At 68.4% G+C, this 21,762-nt stretch carries 13 protein-coding genes; 1 reads left to right on the top strand and 12 read right to left on the bottom strand.

What is annotated here, in order from left to right; all coding sequences use genetic code 11:
* Window positions 1-90: 90 nt before the first annotated feature.
* The 10 genes from K8940_RS01955 to K8940_RS01910 all read right to left on the bottom strand — a co-directional run bounded on the left by K8940_RS01955 (window position 91) and on the right by K8940_RS01910 (window position 16,230).
* Complete coding sequence (locus tag K8940_RS01955) at window positions 91-3,054, bottom strand: 2-oxoglutarate dehydrogenase E1 component (RefSeq protein WP_223392875.1); 2,964 nt, start codon at window positions 3,052-3,054, stop codon at window positions 91-93.
* A 174-nt stretch (window positions 3,055-3,228) separates the two neighbouring features.
* The gene (sucD, locus tag K8940_RS01950; protein ID WP_223392874.1) at window positions 3,229-4,113 is read right to left on the bottom strand and encodes a succinate--CoA ligase subunit alpha; all 885 of its coding nucleotides are present in this window, start codon (window positions 4,111-4,113) and stop codon (window positions 3,229-3,231) included.
* On the bottom strand, window positions 4,114-5,313 hold the full coding sequence (gene sucC / locus K8940_RS01945) for an ADP-forming succinate--CoA ligase subunit beta (protein ID WP_223392873.1): 1,200 nt from the start codon (window positions 5,311-5,313) through the stop codon (window positions 4,114-4,116).
* Window positions 5,314-5,657: 344 nt separating this feature from the next.
* Window positions 5,658-9,026, bottom strand: a complete 3,369-nt coding sequence (locus K8940_RS01940) for a glycosyltransferase (RefSeq protein ID WP_223392872.1) — start codon at window positions 9,024-9,026, stop codon at window positions 5,658-5,660.
* Between the two features lie 97 nt (window positions 9,027-9,123).
* Window positions 9,124-10,446, bottom strand: a complete 1,323-nt coding sequence (locus K8940_RS01935; protein ID WP_223392871.1) for a spinster family MFS transporter — start codon at window positions 10,444-10,446, stop codon at window positions 9,124-9,126.
* 86 nt (window positions 10,447-10,532) lie between these two features.
* Window positions 10,533-12,779 carry a TonB-dependent receptor gene (locus K8940_RS01930; protein WP_223392870.1) on the bottom strand — a complete coding sequence of 749 codons (2,247 nt, stop codon included), beginning with the start codon at window positions 12,777-12,779 and terminating at the stop codon, window positions 10,533-10,535.
* A gap of 189 nt (window positions 12,780-12,968) precedes the next feature.
* The gene (locus tag K8940_RS01925) at window positions 12,969-13,679 is read right to left on the bottom strand and encodes a TetR/AcrR family transcriptional regulator (protein ID WP_223392869.1); all 711 of its coding nucleotides are present in this window, start codon (window positions 13,677-13,679) and stop codon (window positions 12,969-12,971) included.
* Between the two features lie 78 nt (window positions 13,680-13,757).
* Window positions 13,758-15,209 (bottom strand): carotenoid oxygenase family protein, encoded by a 1,452-nt coding sequence (locus tag K8940_RS01920; protein ID WP_223392868.1) that lies wholly within the window; start codon window positions 15,207-15,209, stop codon window positions 13,758-13,760.
* Window positions 15,210-15,221: 12 nt separating this feature from the next.
* The gene (locus K8940_RS01915; RefSeq protein WP_223392867.1) at window positions 15,222-15,668 is read right to left on the bottom strand and encodes a DUF2141 domain-containing protein; all 447 of its coding nucleotides are present in this window, start codon (window positions 15,666-15,668) and stop codon (window positions 15,222-15,224) included.
* Window positions 15,669-15,711: 43 nt separating this feature from the next.
* A complete protein-coding gene (locus tag K8940_RS01910) occupies window positions 15,712-16,230 on the bottom strand; it encodes a DUF2306 domain-containing protein (RefSeq protein WP_223392866.1) in 519 nt (172 codons plus the stop codon).
* Between the two features lie 61 nt (window positions 16,231-16,291).
* On the opposite strand from K8940_RS01910, the gene K8940_RS01905 reads away from it, so the two are divergent.
* Complete coding sequence (locus tag K8940_RS01905) at window positions 16,292-17,119, top strand: LytTR family DNA-binding domain-containing protein (protein ID WP_223392865.1); 828 nt, start codon at window positions 16,292-16,294, stop codon at window positions 17,117-17,119.
* Window positions 17,120-17,123: 4 nt separating this feature from the next.
* On the opposite strand, the gene K8940_RS01900 is transcribed toward K8940_RS01905, so the two are convergent.
* Together K8940_RS01900 and K8940_RS01895 are read right to left on the bottom strand one after the other, a co-directional pair.
* A complete protein-coding gene (locus K8940_RS01900) occupies window positions 17,124-18,533 on the bottom strand; it encodes an efflux transporter outer membrane subunit (RefSeq protein WP_223392864.1) in 1,410 nt (469 codons plus the stop codon).
* Window positions 18,534-21,710, bottom strand: coding sequence for an efflux RND transporter permease subunit (locus K8940_RS01895; protein WP_223392863.1), 3,177 nt, complete (start codon window positions 21,708-21,710; stop codon window positions 18,534-18,536).
* Window positions 21,711-21,762: the final 52 nt, after the last annotated feature.

Genomic DNA, 21,762 nt, shown 5'->3' with positions numbered 1-21,762 from the left:
CGAGTTCTCTTGTTTGGTCCGGCGGGGTTCTGGAGAGTGCGACGACGGGATCCGTCACCGCACTCCTTTTTTAGTCTGAAGTCCGACGCTTTACGCGAAGGCCTCATTGAGGAAGGTCTCGAGTTCTTTCAGGTGGCGGCTCATCAGGCCAGCGGCCGTCGAGGCCGAGGCGGGACGACCGACATAGCGGGCGCGCTTGGCCTTGATGTCCAGCTTGTCCAGCGTCAGTTCCAGCCAGGGATCGACGAAGGTCCAGCCGCCCATGTTCTTGGGCTCTTCCTGACACCACACCAGATCGGCGTTCTTGAAGCGCGAGAGCACGTTCATCAGCGACTTCATCGGCCACGGATAGAACTGCTCCAGACGCAGCAGGTAGACGTCGTCACGACCGTTCTTGGCGCGCTGGTCGACCAGGTCGAAATAGACCTTGCCCGAGCAGATGACGACGCGCTTGATCTGATCGTCGCTCTTCAGCGTGATCCCGCCGACGTCGCAACCGGCCTCGGCGCCGTCCACCATCACGCGGTGGAAGGTCGAGCCTTCGGTGAAGTCGGCCAGGTTCGAGACGGCGCGCTTGTGGCGCAGCAGGCTCTTGGGGGCCATCACGATCAGCGGCTTGCGGAACTCGCGGTGCATCTGGCGACGCAGGGCGTGGAAGTAGTTCGCCGGCGTCGTGCAGTTGACGACCTGCATGTTGTCTTCCGCGCACGACTGCAGGAAGCGCTCGAGGCGCGCCGAGCTGTGCTCGGGGCCCTGGCCTTCGTAGCCGTGCGGCAGCAGCATCACCAGGCCGCTCATCCGCAGCCACTTGCGCTCGCCCGAGCTGATGAACTGGTCGATCACCACCTGGGCGCCGTTCACGAAGTCGCCGAACTGGCCTTCCCACAGGGTCAGGGTGTTCGGGTCGGCCAGCGAGAAGCCGTATTCGAAGCCCAGCACCGCCTCTTCCGACAGGGCCGAGTCGATCACTTCGTAGTGGGCCTGGCCGGCGCGGATGTTGTTCAGCGGCGTGTAGTGCTCTTCGGTCTTCTGGTCGATGATGTCCGAATGGCGCTGGGTGAAGGTGCCGCGCACCGAGTCCTGACCCGACAGGCGGACCGGCAGGCCCTCGTCGAGCAGGGTGGCGAACGCCAGGTGCTCGGCCGTGCCCCAGTCGATGCCCTCGCCCTTCTCGATCGCCTCGCGGCGGTTCTCGATGGCGCGGCGCACGGTCTTGTGGGCGTCGATGCGGTCGGGGATCGTGGTGATCTGGCGGCCGATCTCCAGCAGGCGGGTCTTCGGGAAGGCCGTCTTGCCGCGACGATCCTCGTCGCCCGGCAGGGTCAGGCCGGCCCACTTGCCGTCCAGCCAGTCGGCCTTGTTGGCCTTGTACGCCTTGCCGGCGTCGAACTCGGCGTCGAGGAACTTCTCGAACTCGCCCACCCAGCCGTCGCCCTCGGCCTGAGTGATCACGCCCTCGCCGATCAGGCGGTTGGCGTAGATCTCGCGGGTCGGCGGGTGGCCTTTGATCTTGGCGTACATGATCGGCGACGTCATGGTCGGGTCGTCGCCTTCGTTGTGACCGAAGCGACGGTAGCAGACCATGTCGATGACCACGTCCTTGCCGAACTTCTGGCGGTACTCGGTCGCGACCTTGGCGGCGAAGACGACGGCTTCCGGATCGTCGCCGTTCACGTGGAAGATCGGGGCTTCGACCATCAGGGCCATGTCGCTGGGATAGGGCGACGAGCGCGAGTAGCGCGGGCTGGTCGTGAAGCCGATCTGGTTGTTGACGATGAAGTGGATGGTGCCGCCCGTGCGGTAGCCCTTCAGGCCCGACAGGGTGAAGCACTCGGCCACCACGCCCTGGCCGGCGAAGGCCGCGTCGCCGTGCAGCAGCAGCGGCAGCACGTGGCCGCGGCCGGCGTCCGGCGTCTCGCGCAGCAGGAACGCCTGCTTGGCGCGGGCCTTGCCGATCACGACCGGGTTGACGATTTCCAGGTGCGACGGGTTGGCCGTCAGCGACAGGTGGACCTTGTTGTCGTCGAACTCACGGTCCGACGAGGCGCCCATATGGTACTTCACGTCGCCCGAGCCCTCGACGTCCGAGGGGACCGACGAGCCGCCTTGGAACTCGTGGAAGATGACGTGGTAGGGCTTGCCCATCACGGCGGCCAGCACGTTCAGGCGACCGCGGTGCGGCATGCCCAGGACGATGTCCTTCACGCCCAGGGCGCCGCCGCGCTTGATGATCTGCTCCATGGCCGGGACCATGGCTTCGCCGCCGTCCAGGCCGAAGCGCTTGGTGCCGGGGAAACGCTTGTGCAGGAAGCGCTCGAAGCCCTCGGCCTCGATCAGCTTCTTCAGGATGGCGACCTTGCCCTCCTTGGAGAACACGATCTCCTTGTCGCGGCCCTCGATGCGCTCCTGCAGCCAGGCCTTCTCGGCCGGGTCGGAGATGTGCATGTACTGCACGCCGACATTGCCGCAGTAGGTGCGGCGGACGATCGCCAGGATCTCGCGGACCGTCGCGGTCTCCAGGCCCAGCACGTAGTCGAGGAAGATCGGACGGTCGTAGTCGGCCTCGGCGAAGCCGTAGGTGGCCGGATCCAGCTCGCTGGCGTCCTTCGGCGGATCCAGGCCCAGCGGGTCGAGGTTGGCGGCCAGGTGGCCACGCATCCGGTAGGCCCGGATCATCATGATGGCGCGCAGGCTGTCCAGCGTGGCGGCGCGGACGGCTTCGGCGGAGGAGCCCGGAGCCTTGCCTTCGATCGCCTTGGCGACCTTGGCCTCGACGGCCGGCGCGACGCTGGCCCATTGGCCGTCCAGGGCCGACAGCCAGTCCGGACGGACGCTCGCCACCTTCTTGGGCGTCCAGGCCGGGTCCTGCGCGGCGCGCTTAACCTGGTCGGCCTGCTCGGCGAGGCTGGAGAAGAAGGCGTTCCACGAGGGTTCGACCGATCCGGGGTTCTCCGCCCACTGGGCGTAGAGGTCTTCCACGAACGCCGCGTTGGCGCCGTAGAGGAAGCTGGTCTCGGTCAAGACCTGGTTGATGATGCCTGCGTCGTCCGCCATCGTTCTTCGCCTTAGATCCGCTGCTTTACGGGAGCGCTACAACAAGCCCGTAAATATAGTCTCTCAATCACCCGGGCGCCCGTCTGTCGGCGGGGCCCAGGTGATTTTTTCGGATCGTCGACTGGCGGTCGCAAAAAACCTGGGCCCCGCGCGGGGCGGGGTTTCGGTATTTAGTTAGCCCTTCAGGACCTCAAGCAGGGTTTCACCCAGCTTGGCCGGCGACGGCGAGACGCGGATGCCCGCCTCTTCCATCGCCGCGATCTTGTCCTCGGCGCCGCCCTTGCCGCCCGACACGATCGCGCCGGCGTGGCCCATGTGACGGCCGGGAGGGGCCGTGCGGCCGGCGATGAAGCCGACCATGGGCTTCTTGCGGCCGCGCTTGGCTTCGTCCTTCAGGAACTGGGCCGCTTCTTCTTCGGCCGAGCCGCCGATTTCACCGATCATGACGATCGACTTGGTGGCTTCGTCGGCCAGGAACAGTTCCAGCACGTCGATGAACTCGGTGCCCTTGACCGGGTCGCCGCCGATGCCGACGGCGGTCGTCTGACCGAGACCGGCGTTGGTGGTCTGGAACACGGCTTCGTAGGTCAGGGTGCCCGAACGCGACACGACGCCGACCGAGCCTTCCGAGAAGATCGAGCCCGGCATGATGCCGATCTTGCACTGGTTGGGCGTCAGGACGCCCGGGCAGTTCGGGCCGATCAGGCGCGAACGCGAACCTTGCAGGGCCTTCTTGACCTTGACCATGTCCAGCACCGGGATGCCCTCGGTGATGCAGATGATCAGCGGGATCTCGGCTTCGATGGCTTCCAGGATCGAGTCGGCCGCGAAGGGCGGCGGGACGTAGATCACCGAGGCGTCGGCGCCGGTGCGGTCCTTGGCTTCGGCGACGGTGTCGAACACCGGCAGGCCGATGTGGGTCTGGCCGCCCTTACCCGGGGTGACGCCGCCGACCATCTTGGTGCCATAGGCGATGGCCTGCTCGGTGTGGAACGTGCCTTGAGCGCCGGTGATGCCCTGGCAGATGACCTTGGTTTGCGAACCGATCAGAACCGACATTTAGCGGGCGCCCTTCACAGCGGCGACGATCTTCTCGGCGCCGTCAGACAGATCGTTGGCGGCGATGACGTTCAGGCCGCTTTCCGAGATGATTTTCTTGCCAAGTTCGACGTTGGTGCCTTCCAGGCGGACGACCAGCGGAACCTGGAGACCGACTTCCTTCACGGCGGCGATGACGCCTTCCGCGATGATGTCGCAGCGCATGATGCCGCCGAAGATGTTGACCAGGATGCCCTTCACGGCCGGATCGGCGGTGATGATCTTGAAGGCCGCGGTGACCTTCTCCTTCGAAGCGCCGCCGCCGACATCCAGGAAGTTGGCCGGCTCGGCGCCGTACAGCTTGATGATGTCCATGGTGGCCATGGCCAGGCCCGCGCCGTTGACCATGCAGCCGATTTCGCCGTCGAGGGCGATGTAGGCCAGGTCGTACTTCGAGGCTTCGATTTCCTTGGGGTCTTCTTCGCTCTCGTCGCGCAGCGCCTTGATGTCCGGGTGGCGGAACAGCGAGTTGCCGTCGAACGACAGCTTGGCGTCCAGGACGCGCAGGTGATCATCCGCCGTCACGATCAGCGGGTTGATCTCCAGCATGGCCATGTCCTTGGCCATGAACGCGGTATAGAGCTGGTTCAGCAGCGAGGCGGCTTCCTTGGCCAGACCGCCGGTCAGGCCAAGGGCCTTGGCCAGGGCGCGGGCGTGGGTAGGCCACACGCCGGTCGCCGGATCGATGGTGAAGGTGTGGATCTTCTCGGGGGTCGCGTGGGCGACCTCTTCGATGTCCATGCCGCCTTCGGTCGAGGCGACCACCGAGACCTTGCTCGAGGCGCGGTCGACGAGAAGCGACAGGTAGAATTCCTTGGCGATCGCCGCGCCTTCTTCGATGTAGAGGCGGTTGACCTGCTTGCCCTTGGGGCCCGTCTGGTGGGTCACCAGCACGCGGCCGAGCATTTCCTCGGCGTTCAGGCGGACCTCTTCGACCGACTTGACGACGCGGACGCCGCCCTTGGCGTCGGGGCCCAGGCCCTCGAACTTGCCCTTGCCACGGCCACCGGCGTGGATCTGGCTCTTCACGACGAAGACCGGCGTGCCCAGCTTTTCGGCGGCGGCGGCGGCTTCGTCAGGCGTGAAGGCGGCGAAGCCGCGCGGCACGGGAGCGCCGAACTCGGCGAGTACGGCTTTGGCTTGATGTTCGTGGATGTTCATGAGGGCCCGGTCTCGACGACGGCTTTCTGAAATGTGGCCGGGTTATAGGAGCGCTATTTCGCAGGCGCAACCGCGCGCGGACGATAAGGTGAAGGCTTGCGCGCTTATCTTATCGGATAGGACGCCCGCGCCGCCCGTTTGCGCGCCCGTGGCAAGGGAAACCCTTGCCGCTGCGGAACTGTTACCGGTCACACTTTTCCACTTCATCAACCGTTGTCCACCGGTGTCAGAGCCGCTCAAGACGATAACGCCGGAATGTCAACGTTGTCATACGAGGGCGCCCGGAACGCTCCGGACCGGGAACGACATCGCAACCGCGTGACGATCCCCGCTTTGGGCCCCACTCACCCCTTCGGCCCAACCGAGGCCGTCGCCCGTCGCTCCAGCTTGCCCCAGCCGACCCGGCCGCCGCGGATGGCCATGACCACCGACTTGACCACGACGTAGTACATCAGCTGGCGATAGCCGAACCGCTGGACTGGCAGGAACGGCAGGTCGGCCCAGGGCGCGCGCTTCTCCAGGGCCATGCCCAGGGCGCCCGCCGACAGGTCCACGGCGATGAAGATCGCCCAGTAGGCCAGGCCCAGCAGCATGTCGTCGGGCCGCCACTCCACCGGGTGGGCCACCGCGCCGTAGAGGCCGGCGACCAGGCTCCAGACCACCGCCAGGTCGACCAGCGGCGCGGCCACGGCCAGAATGATCTGGAACAGCCAGATCTGCGGCAGGGCCACGAATCCCAGCACCGGGGTCTTGGGATTGAACATCGCCTGGCGGTGCTTCCAAACACACTGCAGCGTGCCGAAAGACCAGCGGAAGCGCTGCTTCAAGAGGCCGCCGACCGTGTCAGGCGCCTCGGTATAGGCGCGGGCCTCGGGGTCGAAGGCCACCTTCCAGCCGGCGCGCTGGCAGGCGATGGTCAGGTCCTGGTCCTCGGCCAGGGTGTCGGCCGGATAGCCGCCCAGGGCGTCCAGCACGCTCTTGCGCCACGCGCCGACCGCGCCCGGAACCACGGTGACCGCGCCCAGGGCCGACAGCGCCCGCCGCTCAAGGTTCTGGGCGGTGACATATTCCAGGGCCTGCCAGCGGGTGACGATGTTCAGCCGGTTGCCGACAATGGCGTTGCCGGCCACCGCGCCGATGTCCGGGTCCTGGAACCAGCGGGCCAGCCGGCCGATGGTCTCGGGCGGGAACAGGGTGTCGGCGTCCAGGGCCACGACGAACTCGCCCTTGGCCACGGCCAGGCCCCGGTTCACGGCCCGCGCCTTGCCGCCGTTCTCGAAGCTCAGCAACGTCACGCGCGGGTCGTTCGCGAAGTGGTCGCGGACCTCGTCGGCCGTGCGGTCCTTTGAGCCGTCGTCCAGGACCAGCACCTCCAGGTTCTTCCAGTCACTCTCCAGGATCCGCGCGATCGAGGCGGCGATCACCTTCTCCTCGTTGAAGCAGGGGATCAGCACCGAGACCAGCGGACCATTGTCGCTGTCGAGGTCGGCGGGCTCCTCGTGGGTCCAGAAGCGGTGGACCAGGGCCAGGCTGGCCAGGAACACCAGCCGCGCCACGCCCAGGAAGATCGCCGCCACGAACAGGAAGGTCATTGCGCCTTGCGTCCAGCGGAAGAAGTCGAAGCCGATCCGGTCGACGGCCAGGTCGAAGGCGTCGCGCGAGGTCGGCGGCATCACCTGCTGCGGGGTCATGCCTGCAAGCTCGCCGACCGTGACCAGGCGATAGCCACGCGCCCGGATCTGGTCGATCAGCTCGGGCAGGGCCGCGACGGTGCGGCTGCGGTCGCCGCCGGCGTCGTGCAGCAACACCACCTGGCCGGGGTTGTTCCCCGGGTTGTCGAGGCGGTCCAGGACGCGGTCGATGATCTGCTGCTTGCTGGGCTTCTGCCAGTCGTCGGGGTCGATGCGCAGACCCACGGTCATGTAGCCCAGGGTCTGGGCGATCACGAGCGGGGCCACCTCGTGCGGGGTCGAGGGCTCGGCGTCGCCGAAGAACGGCGGGCGGAACAGGCGCATCGAGCGGCCGGTGATCACCTCGAACAGGCGCTGGGTGGCGTTCAGCTCGACCTGCACCTGGGCCAATGGCGTCTCGGCGATGTTGGGGTGGGTCCAGCTGTGGCCGCCGACGTCGTGGCCCTCGTCGACCTCGCGCTGCACCAGATCGGGCCGGCGCTGCATGTTCTGGCCGATGACGAAGAAGGTGGCCGGGGCCTTCTTGGCCTTGAGGATGTCCAGGATCTTGGGCGTCCAGCGGGCGTCGGGACCGTCGTCGAAGGTCAGGGCCACCAAGCCCTTCTTCTGGCCGTAGCGCTCGATGACGTAGCTGGAGGGAATGACGTCGTAGGTCTCGCCCGAGACCAGGCCCGTGTCGGGATCGAACTCCAGCGACCGCTTGCCGGGCGTGGGCAGGGCCGCGATCCGCAGCACCTCGCCGCCGCCGTCGAAGTCGACGCCCTGGCCGTTGGCCAGCGTCGTCAGGCCGGCCGTCGAGACCTGGCCGTAGGGCTTGCCCAGCAGCGACCAGACGCCCGGATCCTCCATGCCCATCCGCCACAGGGCGTAGCCGCGCGGCTTCCACGGGTCGGAGACCTTGACCTGGTTGAACAGGGTCACCGCGTCCATGAACCAGACGACGTGGTCGTCGCCGTTGTCGTCGGTGTAGGTGTAGGTCGGGTTCAGCGCGTCGTCGTCCATGCGGATCGTCGCCCCGGCGTCCTGGGCGTTGCGCATGGCCTCATGGAAGGTGGCGGGCGCGCCCGAGACGTGCTTGCCATTCTTGTCCAGCGTCCAGTCGTAGCCGTACGCGCCCAGGGCCAGAACGGTGCGGGCCGGATCCAGGTGGGCGAAGCGCTTCGCCAGCCCGTCCTCGTACCAGTCCTGGCCGGCGTTGGGGCCTGGATCGCCCAGGGCGTAGTGCTGGTCGTAGGCCATCAGCACCAGGGTGTCGGCGCTCTGCTGCAGGCGCTTGAGCGGCCAGCCCTCCTCGTCGAACGGGGCGGTGACCCAGACCTCGCGGCCGGCGTCCTTCAGGGCCGCGCGGGTCTCGTCCAGGAACTTCGGATAGGCCGCCAGCCCCTTGGGCGACAGCGCTTCGAAGTCGAAGACATAGCCGCCATAGCCGCGCTGGGCGGCCAGGGTCGTCAGGTTGTCGATCAGCTTGCGGCGGGCCAGCGGATCGGCCAGCAGGGCGTCGGCCATCGGCCCGTCGAAGGCGGCGTTGGCCGAGTTGTGGACCAGCGGCAGCACGGCCGGATGGTTGGCGGCGGCGGCGATCCGCGCGGTCCCTTCCGGATCGTCGGTGACGTCGATGTCGCCCTTGGCGCCGCGGATCGCCACCCACTGCGGCGAGACCACGTCCAGCTTGTCGATGTTGCGGCGCAGGGACTCGCGGCTGTCCTCGTCCCAGTTGACGTAGAAGCCGACCGACAGCGGCCGCGCGGCGGCGTCGCCGGATGCTCCCGCCTTGGGCCGCGGCACCCGGCGCCAGGTCTTGGCGGACGGCTTGAGCTTGTGGGCCGTCTCCTGGTGCAGCGACGTCAGGACGTGCGGGTCCTTCAGCGGCGCGTCAGGCAGGCGGGGGGCGAAGGCCAGGGTGGCCACGAAGCCGGCCACGATGGCGGCGATCGCCGAGATGACGATCCCCAGAACCAGCTTGGCCCGCCGCTCACGCTTGCCCGTGGGGTCGTGAAAGATGTGGCGGTCGTCAGGAGTCATGGCAGCGCTCGCGATTTGCGCGGCAGATGATCCCCGATCTTGACCGAACCGTGGCGCTTGAAACCTTGCGGCATTCCGTCGCTGCGGCCGCCGCCGGCTAGTCCACCCAGTCGCGGTCCAGGCGGCGCGAGGCCAGGAAGAACAGCAGGGCCGCCAGCAGGTAGAAGCCCATGCCGGTATAGATGGCCCAGCGCAGGGATTCCGCCCCGAACACCGGCTTCAGCAGGTCCGAGACCTTGCCGAAATAGTAGAGCCCGACGGCGATGCCCAGCAGGTTGTTGATCAGCAGGAACAGGGCCGAGGCCGTGGTCCGCATCGGGGCCGGCGCCAGGTGCTGCACGGCCGCCGTGATCGGGCCCAGCCAGGTCAGGTTCAGGCCGGTGGGGATCAGGAAGATGGCGAAGGCGATGGCGAGCGCGGCTTGCGGACCCAGTCCGCCAACCATCGCCCCGCTGTTCATCGCCAGCAGGAAGCAGGGGACCGAGATCAGGAAGGCCACCGCCGGGGTCAGCGGATAGCCGGCCTTGGACTTGGCGCCCAGCCGGTCGGCCATCACCCCGCCCAGCCAGATGCCGACGGCGCCGCCCAGGAAGGCGATGCCCGAATAGTACCAGGCCGTCTGGGCCAGGGTCAGGCCCAGGCTGCGCATGAAGAACGACGGCAGCCAGGCCGCGACGCCGTAGCCGCAGACCGACGACGAGGCCGCGCCCAGCGAGAGCAGCCAGAAGCTGGGCTTGGCCGCCAGCAGCCGGGCCACCTGGGAAAGCGGCGCGGCCGGCGCGGGGGCGACCGGCGGCGCGCCCGGCGCGCGGTCGGCGCCGCCGCGCGGCGGATCGCGCACGACCAGGCGGAACAGCGGAGCCAGCAGCACGCCCAGCGCCCCGACCACGATGAAGGCCGTGCGCCAGCCGTAGTGGACAGCCAGCAGCCCGCCGACCAGCGTACCGGCCGCCGTGCCCAGCGGGATGCCGAAGGCGTAGGCCGCCAGCGCCCGGGCGCGCTGATGCTTGGGGAAATAGTCGGCGATCAGCGAATAGGCCGGAGCCACCCCGCCGGCCTCGCCGATGCCCACGCCCATTCGGGCCAGGAACAGGTGGGAAAAGCTGCCGACCACGCCGCACAGGGCCGTGAAGCCGCTCCACAGGGTCAGGGCGGCGGTCATGATCCAGACGCGGCTGAAGCGGTCGGCCAGCCACGCGATCGGGATGGCCAGAGTGGTGTAGAGCAGCGCGAAGGCCAGGCCGCCCATCAGGCCGAACTGGGCGTCGGTCAGGCCGAACTCGTCCTTGATCGGCTTGGCCAGGATGCCGAGAATCTGCCGGTCCAGAAAGTTGAAGGTGTAGGCCAGGACCAGCATGGCCAGGACCACGTAGCGATAGCCCGACGGCTTCACCGAAGCCTGGTTTTCGTTCTCGCTCATGCCCTCGCCCCGCTACGCCACGGCTTACATAAAGAAAGGGCGGGACCCGTCATCACAAGTCCCGCCCCAGCTCATCGCCTAGATTGTTAGAACGCCAGTTCGACCGAGGCGGCCACCGTGCGCGGCGGACCGTAGAAGCCGATCACCGAGTTGTTGTAGGTCGGCGCCCCGAAGTTGTAGCCGCCGGTGCGGTACTTCTCGTTGGTCAGGTTCTTGCCGGTCAGGGCCAACTTGTACTTGCCGCCCGGCGCCGTCCAGATCGCCGTCAGGTCCACCAGGGTGAAGGCCTTCTGGTCGAGGGCCGGCAGAGGCTGCTCGAACTGCTGGTAGCTGTCGCGGTAGCTGACCATCGGGGTGATGGCCAGGCCGCCGCCGGCCAGCTCGCCGCGCCAGGTCAGGCTGACATTGCCCGTCCATTCCGGCGTGTTCTGGAAGCCGTAGAGGTCGGCGACGTTGATCACCTGGCCGGTCGCCAAGGTCGTCGACGGGTTCAGCGGGTTGGGCGCGCCGGCCGGGACGAAGCGGTTGAAGGTGTCGTACTTGGCGTGGATGTAGCCCAGGGCGACATTGGCCGAGAGGCTCTGGCTGAGCTTGGCGTTGGCTTCGAACTCGGCGCCGTACAGGGTGGACGCGCCGGCGTTGTCGACCGAGCTGGCGATGCCCGAGGGCACCACGACCTGGGTCGTGACCTGCTGGTCGGTGTACTTGGACAGGAAGATGGCCGACGAGAACGAGACCCGGCGCTCCAGCGCATAGCCCTTCAGGCCGGCCTCGTAGGTCTTCACGACCTCGGGTTTGTAGCCGTTGACCGTCTGCGGGGTGATGAAGGCGTCGCCGCGCATGTCCCAGCCGCCCGACTTGTAGCCCTTCGAGAACGAGGCGTAGGTCGTCAGGTCGTCGTTGATCTCGTACGAGGCCGAGATGCGCGGAGTGAACTGCGAGAAGGTCTTCTCGGCGCTGTAGTTGGTGCGCACCTGCAGGATCGGGCGCTGGGCCCCGCCCTGGTACGGCGAGGGCGTGGCGCCCAGGTAGAAGAAGCGGAAGACGTTGGCGCGCTTGGAGTCACGCGTGGCGCGGGCGCCCAGCGAGACCTTGAACCGGTCGGTCAGGTTGGCGCTGAAGTCGAAGAAGGCCGCGAAGCTCTGGGTGTTGACCTTGCCGCCGTCGGCGATCGAGACGCCCAGGTTGCCGGCGATGGTGTCGAACTCGCCCGAGGCCTGGCTGTTCATATAGTAGAGGCCGAACACGCCCTGGACGTTGTCGTCCGCGTAGACCGCCTGCAGCTCCTGCGAGAACGAGCCGTCGTCATAGGTCGCCGGCACATCCAGGGTCGGCAGCGGGGTGCCGTCGAAGTCGATCAGGGTCTGGGTGTGGCCCTTGCGATGGGCGGTGATCGACTTCAGCGTCACAGCGTCGGTGACGTTCCACTCGCCGGTCAGCGACAGGCCCTTGGTGACGACGTGGTTCTTGTCGCCCAGGCCCGCCTGGGTGTCGTAGACGCCCAGGATCGGATAGGCGCCGACCGTCGGCAGGGTCTCGCGGTGGCCGTGGCGGGGGTTGGAGTCGTCCTCGACCCGGTCGTAGGCCAGGCGGAAGAACAGGTCCTCGGTCGGCTTCCACTCGGCGCTCAGGCGCCAGGCCTCGACGTCCTTGTCGTACTGTTCGGCGCCCGTGGTCAGGTTCTTGCCGTAGCCGTCGCGCTTGTAGAGGGCGTAGGCGCCGCCAATCGACAGGCCGGTGTCGGCGATCGGGGTCTGGGCCGAGACCAGCAGGTCGGTCTGGTTGTAGCTGCCGTACGTGCCGCGGATCTTGCCGCCGGCCTCGTCGCCCAGGCGCTTGGTCACGTACTTGATGGCGCCGCCGATGGTGTTGCGGCCGTACAGCGTGCCCTGCGGGCCGCGCAGCACTTCGATGCGGTCGATGTCGAAGATGTCCAGCACCGCGCCCTGCGGACGATAGATGTAGACGTCGTCGACATAGAGGCCGACGCCGGGCTCGTAGCCCCACAGCGGATCCTGCTGGCCCACGCCGCGGATGTAGCTGATCAGGGTCGAGTTCGAGCCCCGGGCGGTCTGCACGGTGATGTTGGGGGTGGTCTGCTGCAGGACGGTGATGTCCGCGCCGCCCGCGCGCTCCAGCCGATCGGCCGAGAAGGCCGAGACGGCGACCGGAACGTCCTTGAGGTTTTCCTCGCGACGGCGGGCGGTGACGACCACCTGCTCGACGCCGACGGCCGTGTTGTCACCAGCCGGAGCTTGCTGCGCCGACGCGACGCCCGCGATCGTGCTCCACGCCGCGCCAGCCAGCAGCGCGGCTTTCCACATCGAAGTCATGGGGTTTCCCCTCCCTTGCGTTCCGCCCTTCCCGGCCCGGATCCGTCTTTTCGCGGACGCGTGCTCGGGAGTTTCGCCAATTCATCGAACAGCGAATTGTGATCACCATCACCCGAACCGGCATTTGACGCCAGTACTTTTTCATCAGGTGATGAAAAAGGGCCGGGGGCGGATCTTCCGGGTGGGGAGCTAGGCCTTGCCAGCCTTGTCGACGACGGCCTCGAATCCGGCCGCGCAGTACGAGAACAGGCGCTGGCGAACCGCCTCCAGGTCGCTGGAATGGCACTCGCCTTCCGACAGCGAGTCGATCCGTCCGGTCTCGGACAGGGCCAGCATCATCGATCCGGTCAGGAACTGGTAGCACCAGTAGAGGTCGCGGTACTCGGCCTGTGGACGCACCGTCTTCAGGGTCTCGACAAGGCGGTGGACCACGGGGTCGAAGAACCGGGTCATGGTCTCACCGCCCCAGGCGGGCGTGTTGTTCACCTGGGCCACCAGGGCGAAGTAGCTCTTCCAGCCCGGACCGCCGTCCTGCGAGATGCGCAGCAGCGGATCGATGAAGGCCTCGATGACCCCCTCGACGGTCATCGCGCCGTCGTGAGCCTTCACGTACGCGTCCATCGAGGCCTCGCGGGCCTGGTTCAGGATCTCGGCCCGGCGCAGGAACACCGCGTCGAACAGCTCGCGCTTGGCCCCGAAATAGTAGTGGATCAGCGCCGTGTCGACGCCGGCCTCGGCCGCCACCTGGCGGGTCGTCACGCCGTAGAAGCCATGGCGCGCGAACAGGCCCTCGGCCGCGTCGAGGATGGTTTCCTTCAGGTCCAGGCCCTTGGCCTTGGATGGTCGGCCCCGCCCGCCGGCGCGGGCCCCAGAGCGGGATGGGGGCTTGGCTGCGGTCATGGAAATCGGGCCCGCCGTGGTTGCGCTCCGTCCTCGGATAGGCGCAACCCGGCGGGCCTGGCAAGGATCACCGTTACGTCAAGCGTTCACGAAGACGCCGTGGAAGGTCACCGGCAGGGCCACGGGCGCCCGCCAGGCGGCGATCGGACCCTGCTGGACGCGGCGGGCGTCGAACACGTGCAGCTCGGTCGCCTTGGCGTCCAGATTGACCGTCGTGCCGACCAGCCAACCGTCCAGCTCCTCGCGCGAACCGGGGCGCGGAACGAACACCGTCTCCTCCACCAGATGGCGCGGGCCGAAGTCGAAGACCTGTTCGACGTCCTTCCTCCAGTCGCGCACCGCGACACCCTGGAAGAGGGGACGGTCCGGCCGTTCGTTGGTGACGTGGACGGAATAGCGCCGAACCTCGCCGGCGAAGCGGGCGTCGCCGCGCGGGAACTCGGCGCTGACGGCCTCGCGAACCAGGTCGGCGCGGCCGTCGGCGCGCAGCGTGACCAGGGCCCGGCGCGGCGGCGCGGCGCGCACGACTTCACCGCGCACCAGCGCCCCGCCGTTGGCGGCCGTGCCGGACGGATCCTCGTCGACGCAGGCGTCGAAACGGATGGTCCCGTCGGTCTCCTCCCAGGCGTCGCCCAGGTGGAAGAAGAAGAACGGCGGCAGTTCGAACACCCGGCGCTTGGTCAGGTCGCTCTTGTCCAGCACCAGCACCTGGGTCCCCAGCTCGGGCTTCCAGACCATCGAGGTGGTGTAGGGCATCGACAGCCGCTCCTGCACCCAGGGCTGCAGCACGACGACCAGGTGGCGGGCCGTGGCCGTGAAGTCATGCATGTAGCTGCCGCGCGGCAGCGGGATGACCTGGGCGTTCCGCAGCGCGCCGTCGGGCGCCAGGGTCCAGACCACCGCCTGCTTGCCGGCCAGGCCCAGGTTCCAGACCGTCCCGTCCGGCTGGACGCGCGGATGGGCCAGGAACGGCATGCCCTTCAGGTCCGGGCGCAGGGTCTTGAAGCCGCGCGTCTCCAGGGTGACGGGGTCCAGCACGGTGGGCGAGCCGCCCTCCCACAGGGCCCACAGCTCGCCGCCGGCCATCATCACAGAGGTGTTGGCGGCGTTCGCGTCGTCGGGGCTGGAGAGCCGCGCGCCGGGACCGGCGGCTGTGCCGTAGCCGGGGGTGATCACCGCGTCGGCGGCCGTGTCCTGGCGGCGCTTCACCGTGTCGACGAAGCGGGCCGACATCCGCGCCTGGCCGTCGGCGATCTGAAACTTGCGGACCATGCCGTCGCCGTCGAACCAGTGGCCAACCGCGCCGCCCGGACGGCGGAACTTGGCCGGACCGTTGCGGAACAGCGTCCCCGTCAGCTCGGCCGGCGCGCGGCCGTGCAGACGGGTCAGGCCGGTCGGGGCGATGTCGTTCTCGACGTCGGCCACGCCCAGAATCCAGTCGTTGGCCGCGGCGGCCCACACCGCCTCGGGGGTCAGCAGGGAGGCCCCGCCCAGCAGGGCCGCGCTCTTCAGGATGTCGCGCCGGTTCATGGCTTGCCTCCCCTAGTTCAGATGGATGGCTTGAGCGTTGGCGCCGGCCTTCACCGCGAAGGCGGCCGCGTCGAACGAAGGCGGACCCATCATCACCGGCGCGTCGTTAGAAAAGCCGAACGGTTCGGTCGGCATGCCGAAGGGGTTCTTGCCCATCTTGCCGTCGTCATCGACGTCCTGGAACGCGCGGACGGCGTAGGTCCCCGCCGGCAGGGCCACGATCTTGACGGTCGGGGCGGCGGCCGAGGCGCTGGCGGCGCGGACCGGCTTGCCCGAGGCCCACGCCTGAGCACTGTCGTAGACGGCGATCATCACCTGGCCGGTCTTGGCCTTGAGGTGGGGGAAGGTGAGGGTCAGGTCGCCGAGCGCCTCCTGGGCATGAGCGGCCGGCGCGATGACGCCAAGAGCGAGCGGGGCGGCGAGGGCCAGGGCGGCGGTCAGGGTCTTCAGCGAGGTCATGGTCTTCTTCCTTGATGATTGGGGGTGGGTAGCGGGCGACGGCTCAGCCCAGGAACACGGTCCAGAGCAGGCGGCCGGGAAGGAAGGTGAAGGCGCCGGCGATCAGCAGGCCGCCGACGAACATGCCGGTCATGGCCCGGCGATGAGCGGCGACCTTGCCGCGCTTGATCGCGTAGACCGCGCCGGGCAGGCCCACGATCGTCCAGCCCGACAGCAGGTGGATGAAGCTGAAGTGGCCGGGATTGATCACCTGGATGAACAGCGAGCTGACCGCCGTGGTCCCCATGGCCAGCACCCAGGTCCAGCCCAGCAGCTTGTGCAGGGTCGTGCCCTTGACCCGCAGCATCAGCACGGAGCCGATGACCAGGGCCGTCAGGGCGGCGGTCAGGTGGACTTGGACGACCGTCGGGGCGGCGGCGATCAGCGACAGGTTGGGGGCGTGCGGCTTGGCCGCGGCCACGGCGCCGATGACGACGGCGGTGCCCACGCCCAGGGCGGCGTTGCGAACGCCGGTCCCACGGTCAGCGGCGCCTTGCGAAATTGACTTGCCGTACGCGGCCATTGTCTGCACTCCCGGTCGTGGCGGGGCGTCCGATCGCCTCGCCGTCGAGAACCTGAGTGGAGTGGGCGGGTCCGTGTCTCAATCGTCGTTGCGCCAGTCGCCGGCTTCGTTTCGCAAACGGCTGGCCGGCGCCGTTCACGCTTCGCGAACGGCCATCACCTCGCGCGAAGCGCTGCGCGGATTTCTGGTGTCGGCGGTGGCGGGCGTGTTCCTGGCGCTGATCGGCGCGTTCGGCAGCGGCGAGGGGCCGATCATCGTGCGGCTGGCCTACTGGGTGGGCCTGTGCCTGGCGGGGACCGTCGTCGGCACGATTGTCAGCCAGCTGATCGGCCGCGAGGGCCGCGCGGACGAGCGCCCTTGGCTCTACGGCTCCCTGACGGTGGTGGGCGTCACCCTACCCTTCACGGTGGTGGTCTGGCTGGTCAGCGAGCTGGCGTTCCACGGGGCGCCGCGCCTGGCCGCCCTGCCCGTCTATCTGGGACCCGTGTTCATCGTCACCGCCGCGATGACGGGCCTGAACTTTCTGGTCCAGCGGCGGCCGCCCGAGACCCACGCGGCCCCGGCCGGCGCGCCGGCCCCGCGCTTCCTGGATCGCCTGCCCCCCAGGCTGCGGGGCGCCGAGCTGTTCGCCGTCGAGGCCGAGGACCACTATCTGCGCCTGCACACCTCGCGCGGCCAGGACCTGATCCTGATGCGCCTGTCCGACGCCATCGCAGAGCTGGAAGGCATCGAGGGCGCCCAGACCCACCGCTCCTGGTGGGTCGCCAGGGCGGCGGTCGAGGACGCCAAGCGCGGCGACGGCCGGGCGACCCTGACGCTCAAGGGGAGCGTCGAGGCGCCAGTCAGCCGCGCCTACGCCAAGGCGTTGCGCGAGGCGGGCTGGTTCTGAGGGCTCAAGCCTTCCAGCCGCCGCCCAGCGCCTTGTAGATCGCCACGACGTCGGTGTTGACGCCGGTCTCGGCGACGCTGAGCGCGTCCTCCGCGGCCAGCAGGGTGCGTTCGGCGTCCAGCAGCACCAGGAAGTCGATGCCGCCTTCCTTGTACTGGATGCGGGCCAGCTCGGCCGCGCGGCGCGAGGCCGCCGCCTGGTCGGTCAGGCTCTTCAGCTGGGCCTGCTGCTGGCGATAGGAGACGAGCGCGTTCTCCAGGTCCTCCAGCGCGCGCAGCACCGTCTGGTCGTAGTTGGCCAGCGCGGCGTCGTCGCGGGCCTTGGCCGCCCGCAGGCGGGCATGGGCGCTGCCCAGGTCCAGAGCCGGCCAGCTGACGGTGGGGGCCACCGACCAGGCCTGGCTGGCGGCGTTGCCGAAGCCCGCCGAGGTCCCTGACAGGAAGCCGACGAAGCCGGTCACCGACACGCGCGGGAAGAGGTCGGCCGTGGCCACCCCCACCCGAGCGGTCGAGGCCGCCAGGCGACGCTCGGCCGCCTGCACGTCCGGACGGCGGCGCAGCAGATCGCCGGCCTCGCCGATCGGCAGGGCGGTGACCAACGGACGGACGTCCGCCTCGCGCTGAACCAGGAGCGCGTCCAGCGCGCCGGGCCGCTGGCCGGTCAGCACCGCCAGACGATGGTTGGCGCGCTTCTCGGCCGTGATCAGGCCCGGGATCGCCGCCTCGGTGGCGTTGAGGCGGGCTTGGGCGGACGCCACGTCGATCGGGCTGCCGGCCCCGGCGTCGAACCGCACCTTGGTCAGGCGCAGGGTCTCGCGCTGGGTCTCGAGGTTGCGGGTGGCGACCTTGAGGCGGGCCTGGGCGCCGCGCAGTTCCAGATAGTTGCGCGCCACCTCGGCCGCGACCGTGACCTGGGCGTCGCGCAGCTCGGCCTGGGCCGCGCCGGCTTCCGCCCCGGCCGCCTCGACGCCGCGACGGACGCGACCGAAGAGGTCGATCTCCCAGCCGGCGTCGAAGCCGGCCTGGTAGCTCTGGCCCTCGACGCGCTCGGTCGTGACGCCCGGCTGCTGCTGCTTGCTCTTGGCGTAGGTCCCGTCCGCCGTGACGTGCGGCAGCAGGTCCAGCTTCTGTTCGGTGAACAGGGCCCGGGCCTCGCCGACGCGAGCGACGGCGATCTTCAGGTCGAGGTTCGCCGACAGGGCCTGGCCGACCAGCTGGTCGAGGACCGGATCGCCGAACGCCTTCCACCACTCCGCCTCGGGATTGGCGGCGGTGAAGACGGCCGGGTCGGCGTTCTGGAAGGCCGCCGGCGGGGTCGCCGGCGCCTTGTAGTTCGGGCCCACCGCGCAGGCGGCGGCCGTCAGGGAGACGCCGGCGATCAGCGCGGCGCGTAGGGTGTTAGCGAGGACAGACATTTAGTGCGCCTCCACGGGCGAGGTCAGCTCCGCCTTCTTCGCGGCCTTGCGGGCCGTGGAGCGGCGGATGACGTAGTAGAAGACAGGGGTCAGGATCAGGCCGAACAGGGTCACGCCCAGCATCCCCGAGAACACCGCCACGCCCATGGCCTTGCGCATCTCGGCCCCGGCCCCGTGCGACACCACCAGGGGGTAGACCCCCATGATGAAGGCGATCGAGGTCATCAGGATCGGACGCAGGCGCAGGCGGCAGGCCTCCAGGACCGCCTGGAGCGGGCTGTCGCCGTGCTCCTCGCGCTCCTTGGCGAACTCCACGATCAGGATGGCGTTCTTGCACGCCAGCCCCACCAGCACGATCAGGCCGATCTGGGTGAAGATGTTGTTGTCGCCATGGCTGATCCAGACGCCGGCCAGGGCCGACAGCAGGGTCATCGGGACGATCAGGATGACGACCAGCGGCAGGCTCCAGCTCTCGTACTGGGCGACCAGCACCAGGAAGGCCAGCAGCACGCAGAGCGGGAAGATGAAGATCGCCGTGTTGCCCGCCAGGATCTGCTGGTAGGTCAGCTCGGTCCACTCGTAGCCCATGCCGTTGGGCAGCTCGGACTTGACGATATCCTCAAGAGCCTTCTGGGCCTGGCCGGTCGAGAAGCCGGGCGCCGGGCCGCCGTTGATCTCGGCGGTCAGGTAACCGTTGTAGTGGCTCTCGCGGTCGGGACCCGTGGCCTCCTTGAAGGAGACGAAGGCGCCCAGCGGGATCATCTGCCCCTGGCCGTTGCGGGTCTGCAGGCGCAGCATCTGCTCGGGTTGCAGGCGGAAGCTCTGATCGGCCTGGACGTTGACCTGGTAGGTGTGGCCGAAGCGGTTGAAGTCGTTGACGTACAGCGAGCCCAGATAGACCTGCATCGTCTCGAAGAGGTCGGTCAGGGACACGCCCTGGGCCCGCGCCTTCTCACGATCGATGTCGGCCTGGATCTTCGGCACGCTCACTTGATAGCTGGAGAAGATCCCCGCCAGGGCCGGGTCCTTCTGGGCCTTGGCGATGACGTTCTGGGTGGCCTTGTACAGCTCTTCCGAGCCCATGCCGGCCTTGTCGACGATCTGCATCCGGAAGCCGCCGATGGTGCCCAGGCCCTGCACGGACGGCGGCGGGAAGACCGCGATCTGCGCGTCGGCGATGGCCCCGAACTTCTGGTTCAGCTCCCCGACGATGGCGTTGGCGGACAGCTCATGGCCGCGCCGGTTCTTGAAGTCGTCCAGCGGGAAGAACACCGCGCCGGAGTTGGGGCTGTTGATGAAGCCGTTGGCCGACAGGCCGGGGAAGGCCACCGAGTGCTTGATGCCCGGGGTCTTCATGGCGATGTCGCCCATCTGGCGGATCACCGCCTCGGTCCGGTCCAGCGAGGCCGCGTCGGGCAGCTGGACGACGGCCACGACATAGGCCTTGTCCTGCTGCGGCACGAAGCCGCCCGGCGTGCGCGAGAAGGCGAACACCGTCAGGATCAGCAGGCCGCCGTAGAGGGCCAGGGCCGCCGAGGAGCGGCCCAGGGTCTTGGCGACGCCGGCGACATAGCCGTTCGAGGCCTTGGCGAAGAAGCGGTTGAACGGGTTGAACAGCCAGCTCAGCGCGGCGTCGATCAGCTTCTGGAAGCGGTCCTTGGGCGCGTCATGCGACTTCAGGAGCACCGCGGCCAGGGCCGGCGACAGGGTCAGGGAGTTGATGGCCGAGATCACCGTCGAGATGGCGATGGTCAGCGCGAACTGGCGGTAGAACTGGCCCGACAGGCCGCTGATGAAGGCGGTCGGGATGAACACCGCGCACAGCACCAGGGCCGTGGAGATGATCGGCCCCGTGACCTCGGTCATGGCCTTGCGGGTAGCGGCGGCTGGCTCGAGGCCGTTGGTGATGTTGCGCTCGACGTTCTCGACCACGACGATGGCGTCGTCGACGACGATGCCGATGGCCAGCACCAGGCCGAACAACGTCAGAGCGTTGAGGCCAAAGCCCAGCATCAGGAGGATCGCGAAGGTGCCGACCAGCGAGACGGGCACGGCGATCAGCGGGATGATCGAGGCGCGCCAGCCCTGCAGGAACAGCACCACCACCAGCACGACCAGGATGATCGCCTCGATCAGGGTGTGGACCACCGAGTCGATGCTTTCCTGCACGAAGGCCGTGGTGTCGTAGATGATCTCGTAGTCGACGCCCTCGGGGAACTCCTTCTTGAGTTCCTTCATGGTCTTCTTGACCTCGGCGGCCATCTCCAGGGCGTTGGAGCCCGGGCGCTGGAACACCGGCATGGCGACGGCCGACTTGTTGTCGAGCAGGCTGCGCAGGGCGTAGTTGTCGGCGCCCAGCTCCACGCGGGCCACGTCGCCCAGGCGGGTGATCTGGCCGTCCTCGCCCGAGCGGACGATCACGTTGCGGAACTGCTCCTCGTCCGTCAGGCGGCCGGGCGCATTGACCGACAGCTGGAATTCGGCGCCCGAGCCGGCGTTGGGCGGGGCGCCCAGCTGGCCGGCGGCGACCTGGACGTTCTGCTCGCGCAGGGCGTTGACCACATCGCCCGCGGTCATCGACAGGGCGGCCAGCTTTTCCGGATCCAGCCACACGCGCATCGAGTAGGCGCCCGCGCCGAAGATCTGCACGTCGCCGACGCCGTCGATCCGCTTCAGCCGGTCACGCACGTTGAGCTGAGCGTAGTTGCTCAGATAGAGCATGTCGTAGCGGTTGTTCGGCGAGATCATGTGCACGACCAGGGTCAGGTCGGGCGAGGCCTTGTTGGTCGTCACGCCGATGCGCTGGACCTCCTGCGGCAGCTTGGGCAGGGCCTGGGCCACCCGGTTCTGCACCTGGACCTGGGCCTTATCCAGGTCGGTGCCGAGCGCGAAGGTGACGGTCAGGATCATCGCCCCGTCGGACGCCGACTGGGACGACTGGTAGATCATCCCCTCGACGCCGTTGATGGCTTGCTCCAACGGCGCGGCCACCGTCTCGCCGATGACGGACGGGTTGGCGCCGGGATAGGCCGCGCGCACCACGACGGTGGGCGGCACGACCTCGGGATATTCGCTGATCGGCAGGTTCGGCAACGAGACCAGGCCGGCGATGAAGATGATGATGGAGAGCACGGCCGCGAAGCGCGGTCGGTTCACGAAGAACTTCGAGAAATTCATGGCGGAGCGCCTTCAGCGGGCGAACTTGGGGGAGGAGCGGATACGCGTACGC

The organism is Caulobacter segnis, from assembly GCF_019931575.1.
Lineage (GTDB): Bacteria > Pseudomonadota > Alphaproteobacteria > Caulobacterales > Caulobacteraceae > Caulobacter > Caulobacter segnis_C.
This window is presented reverse-complemented; position numbering and strand designations above follow the sequence as displayed.

Bases quoted from the DNA above. Each gene is read 5' to 3' on its own strand.
- K8940_RS01955 (WP_223392875.1), bottom strand. From the start codon at position 3,054: ATGGCGGACGACGCAGGCATCATCAACCAGGTCTTGACCGAGACCAGC.
- sucD (WP_223392874.1), bottom strand. From the start codon at position 4,113: ATGTCGGTTCTGATCGGTTCGCAAACCAAGGTCATCTGCCAGGGCATC.
- sucC (WP_223392873.1), bottom strand. From the start codon at position 5,313: ATGAACATCCACGAACATCAAGCCAAAGCCGTACTCGCCGAGTTCGGC.
- K8940_RS01940 (WP_223392872.1), bottom strand. From the start codon at position 9,026: ATGACTCCTGACGACCGCCACATCTTTCACGACCCCACGGGCAAGCGT.
- K8940_RS01935 (WP_223392871.1), bottom strand. From the start codon at position 10,446: ATGAGCGAGAACGAAAACCAGGCTTCGGTGAAGCCGTCGGGCTATCGC.
- K8940_RS01930 (WP_223392870.1), bottom strand. From the start codon at position 12,779: ATGACTTCGATGTGGAAAGCCGCGCTGCTGGCTGGCGCGGCGTGGAGC.
- K8940_RS01925 (WP_223392869.1), bottom strand. From the start codon at position 13,679: ATGACCGCAGCCAAGCCCCCATCCCGCTCTGGGGCCCGCGCCGGCGGG.
- K8940_RS01920 (WP_223392868.1), bottom strand. From the start codon at position 15,209: ATGAACCGGCGCGACATCCTGAAGAGCGCGGCCCTGCTGGGCGGGGCC.
- K8940_RS01915 (WP_223392867.1), bottom strand. From the start codon at position 15,668: ATGACCTCGCTGAAGACCCTGACCGCCGCCCTGGCCCTCGCCGCCCCG.
- K8940_RS01910 (WP_223392866.1), bottom strand. From the start codon at position 16,230: ATGGCCGCGTACGGCAAGTCAATTTCGCAAGGCGCCGCTGACCGTGGG.
- K8940_RS01900 (WP_223392864.1), bottom strand. From the start codon at position 18,533: ATGTCTGTCCTCGCTAACACCCTACGCGCCGCGCTGATCGCCGGCGTC.
- K8940_RS01895 (WP_223392863.1), bottom strand. From the start codon at position 21,710: ATGAATTTCTCGAAGTTCTTCGTGAACCGACCGCGCTTCGCGGCCGTG.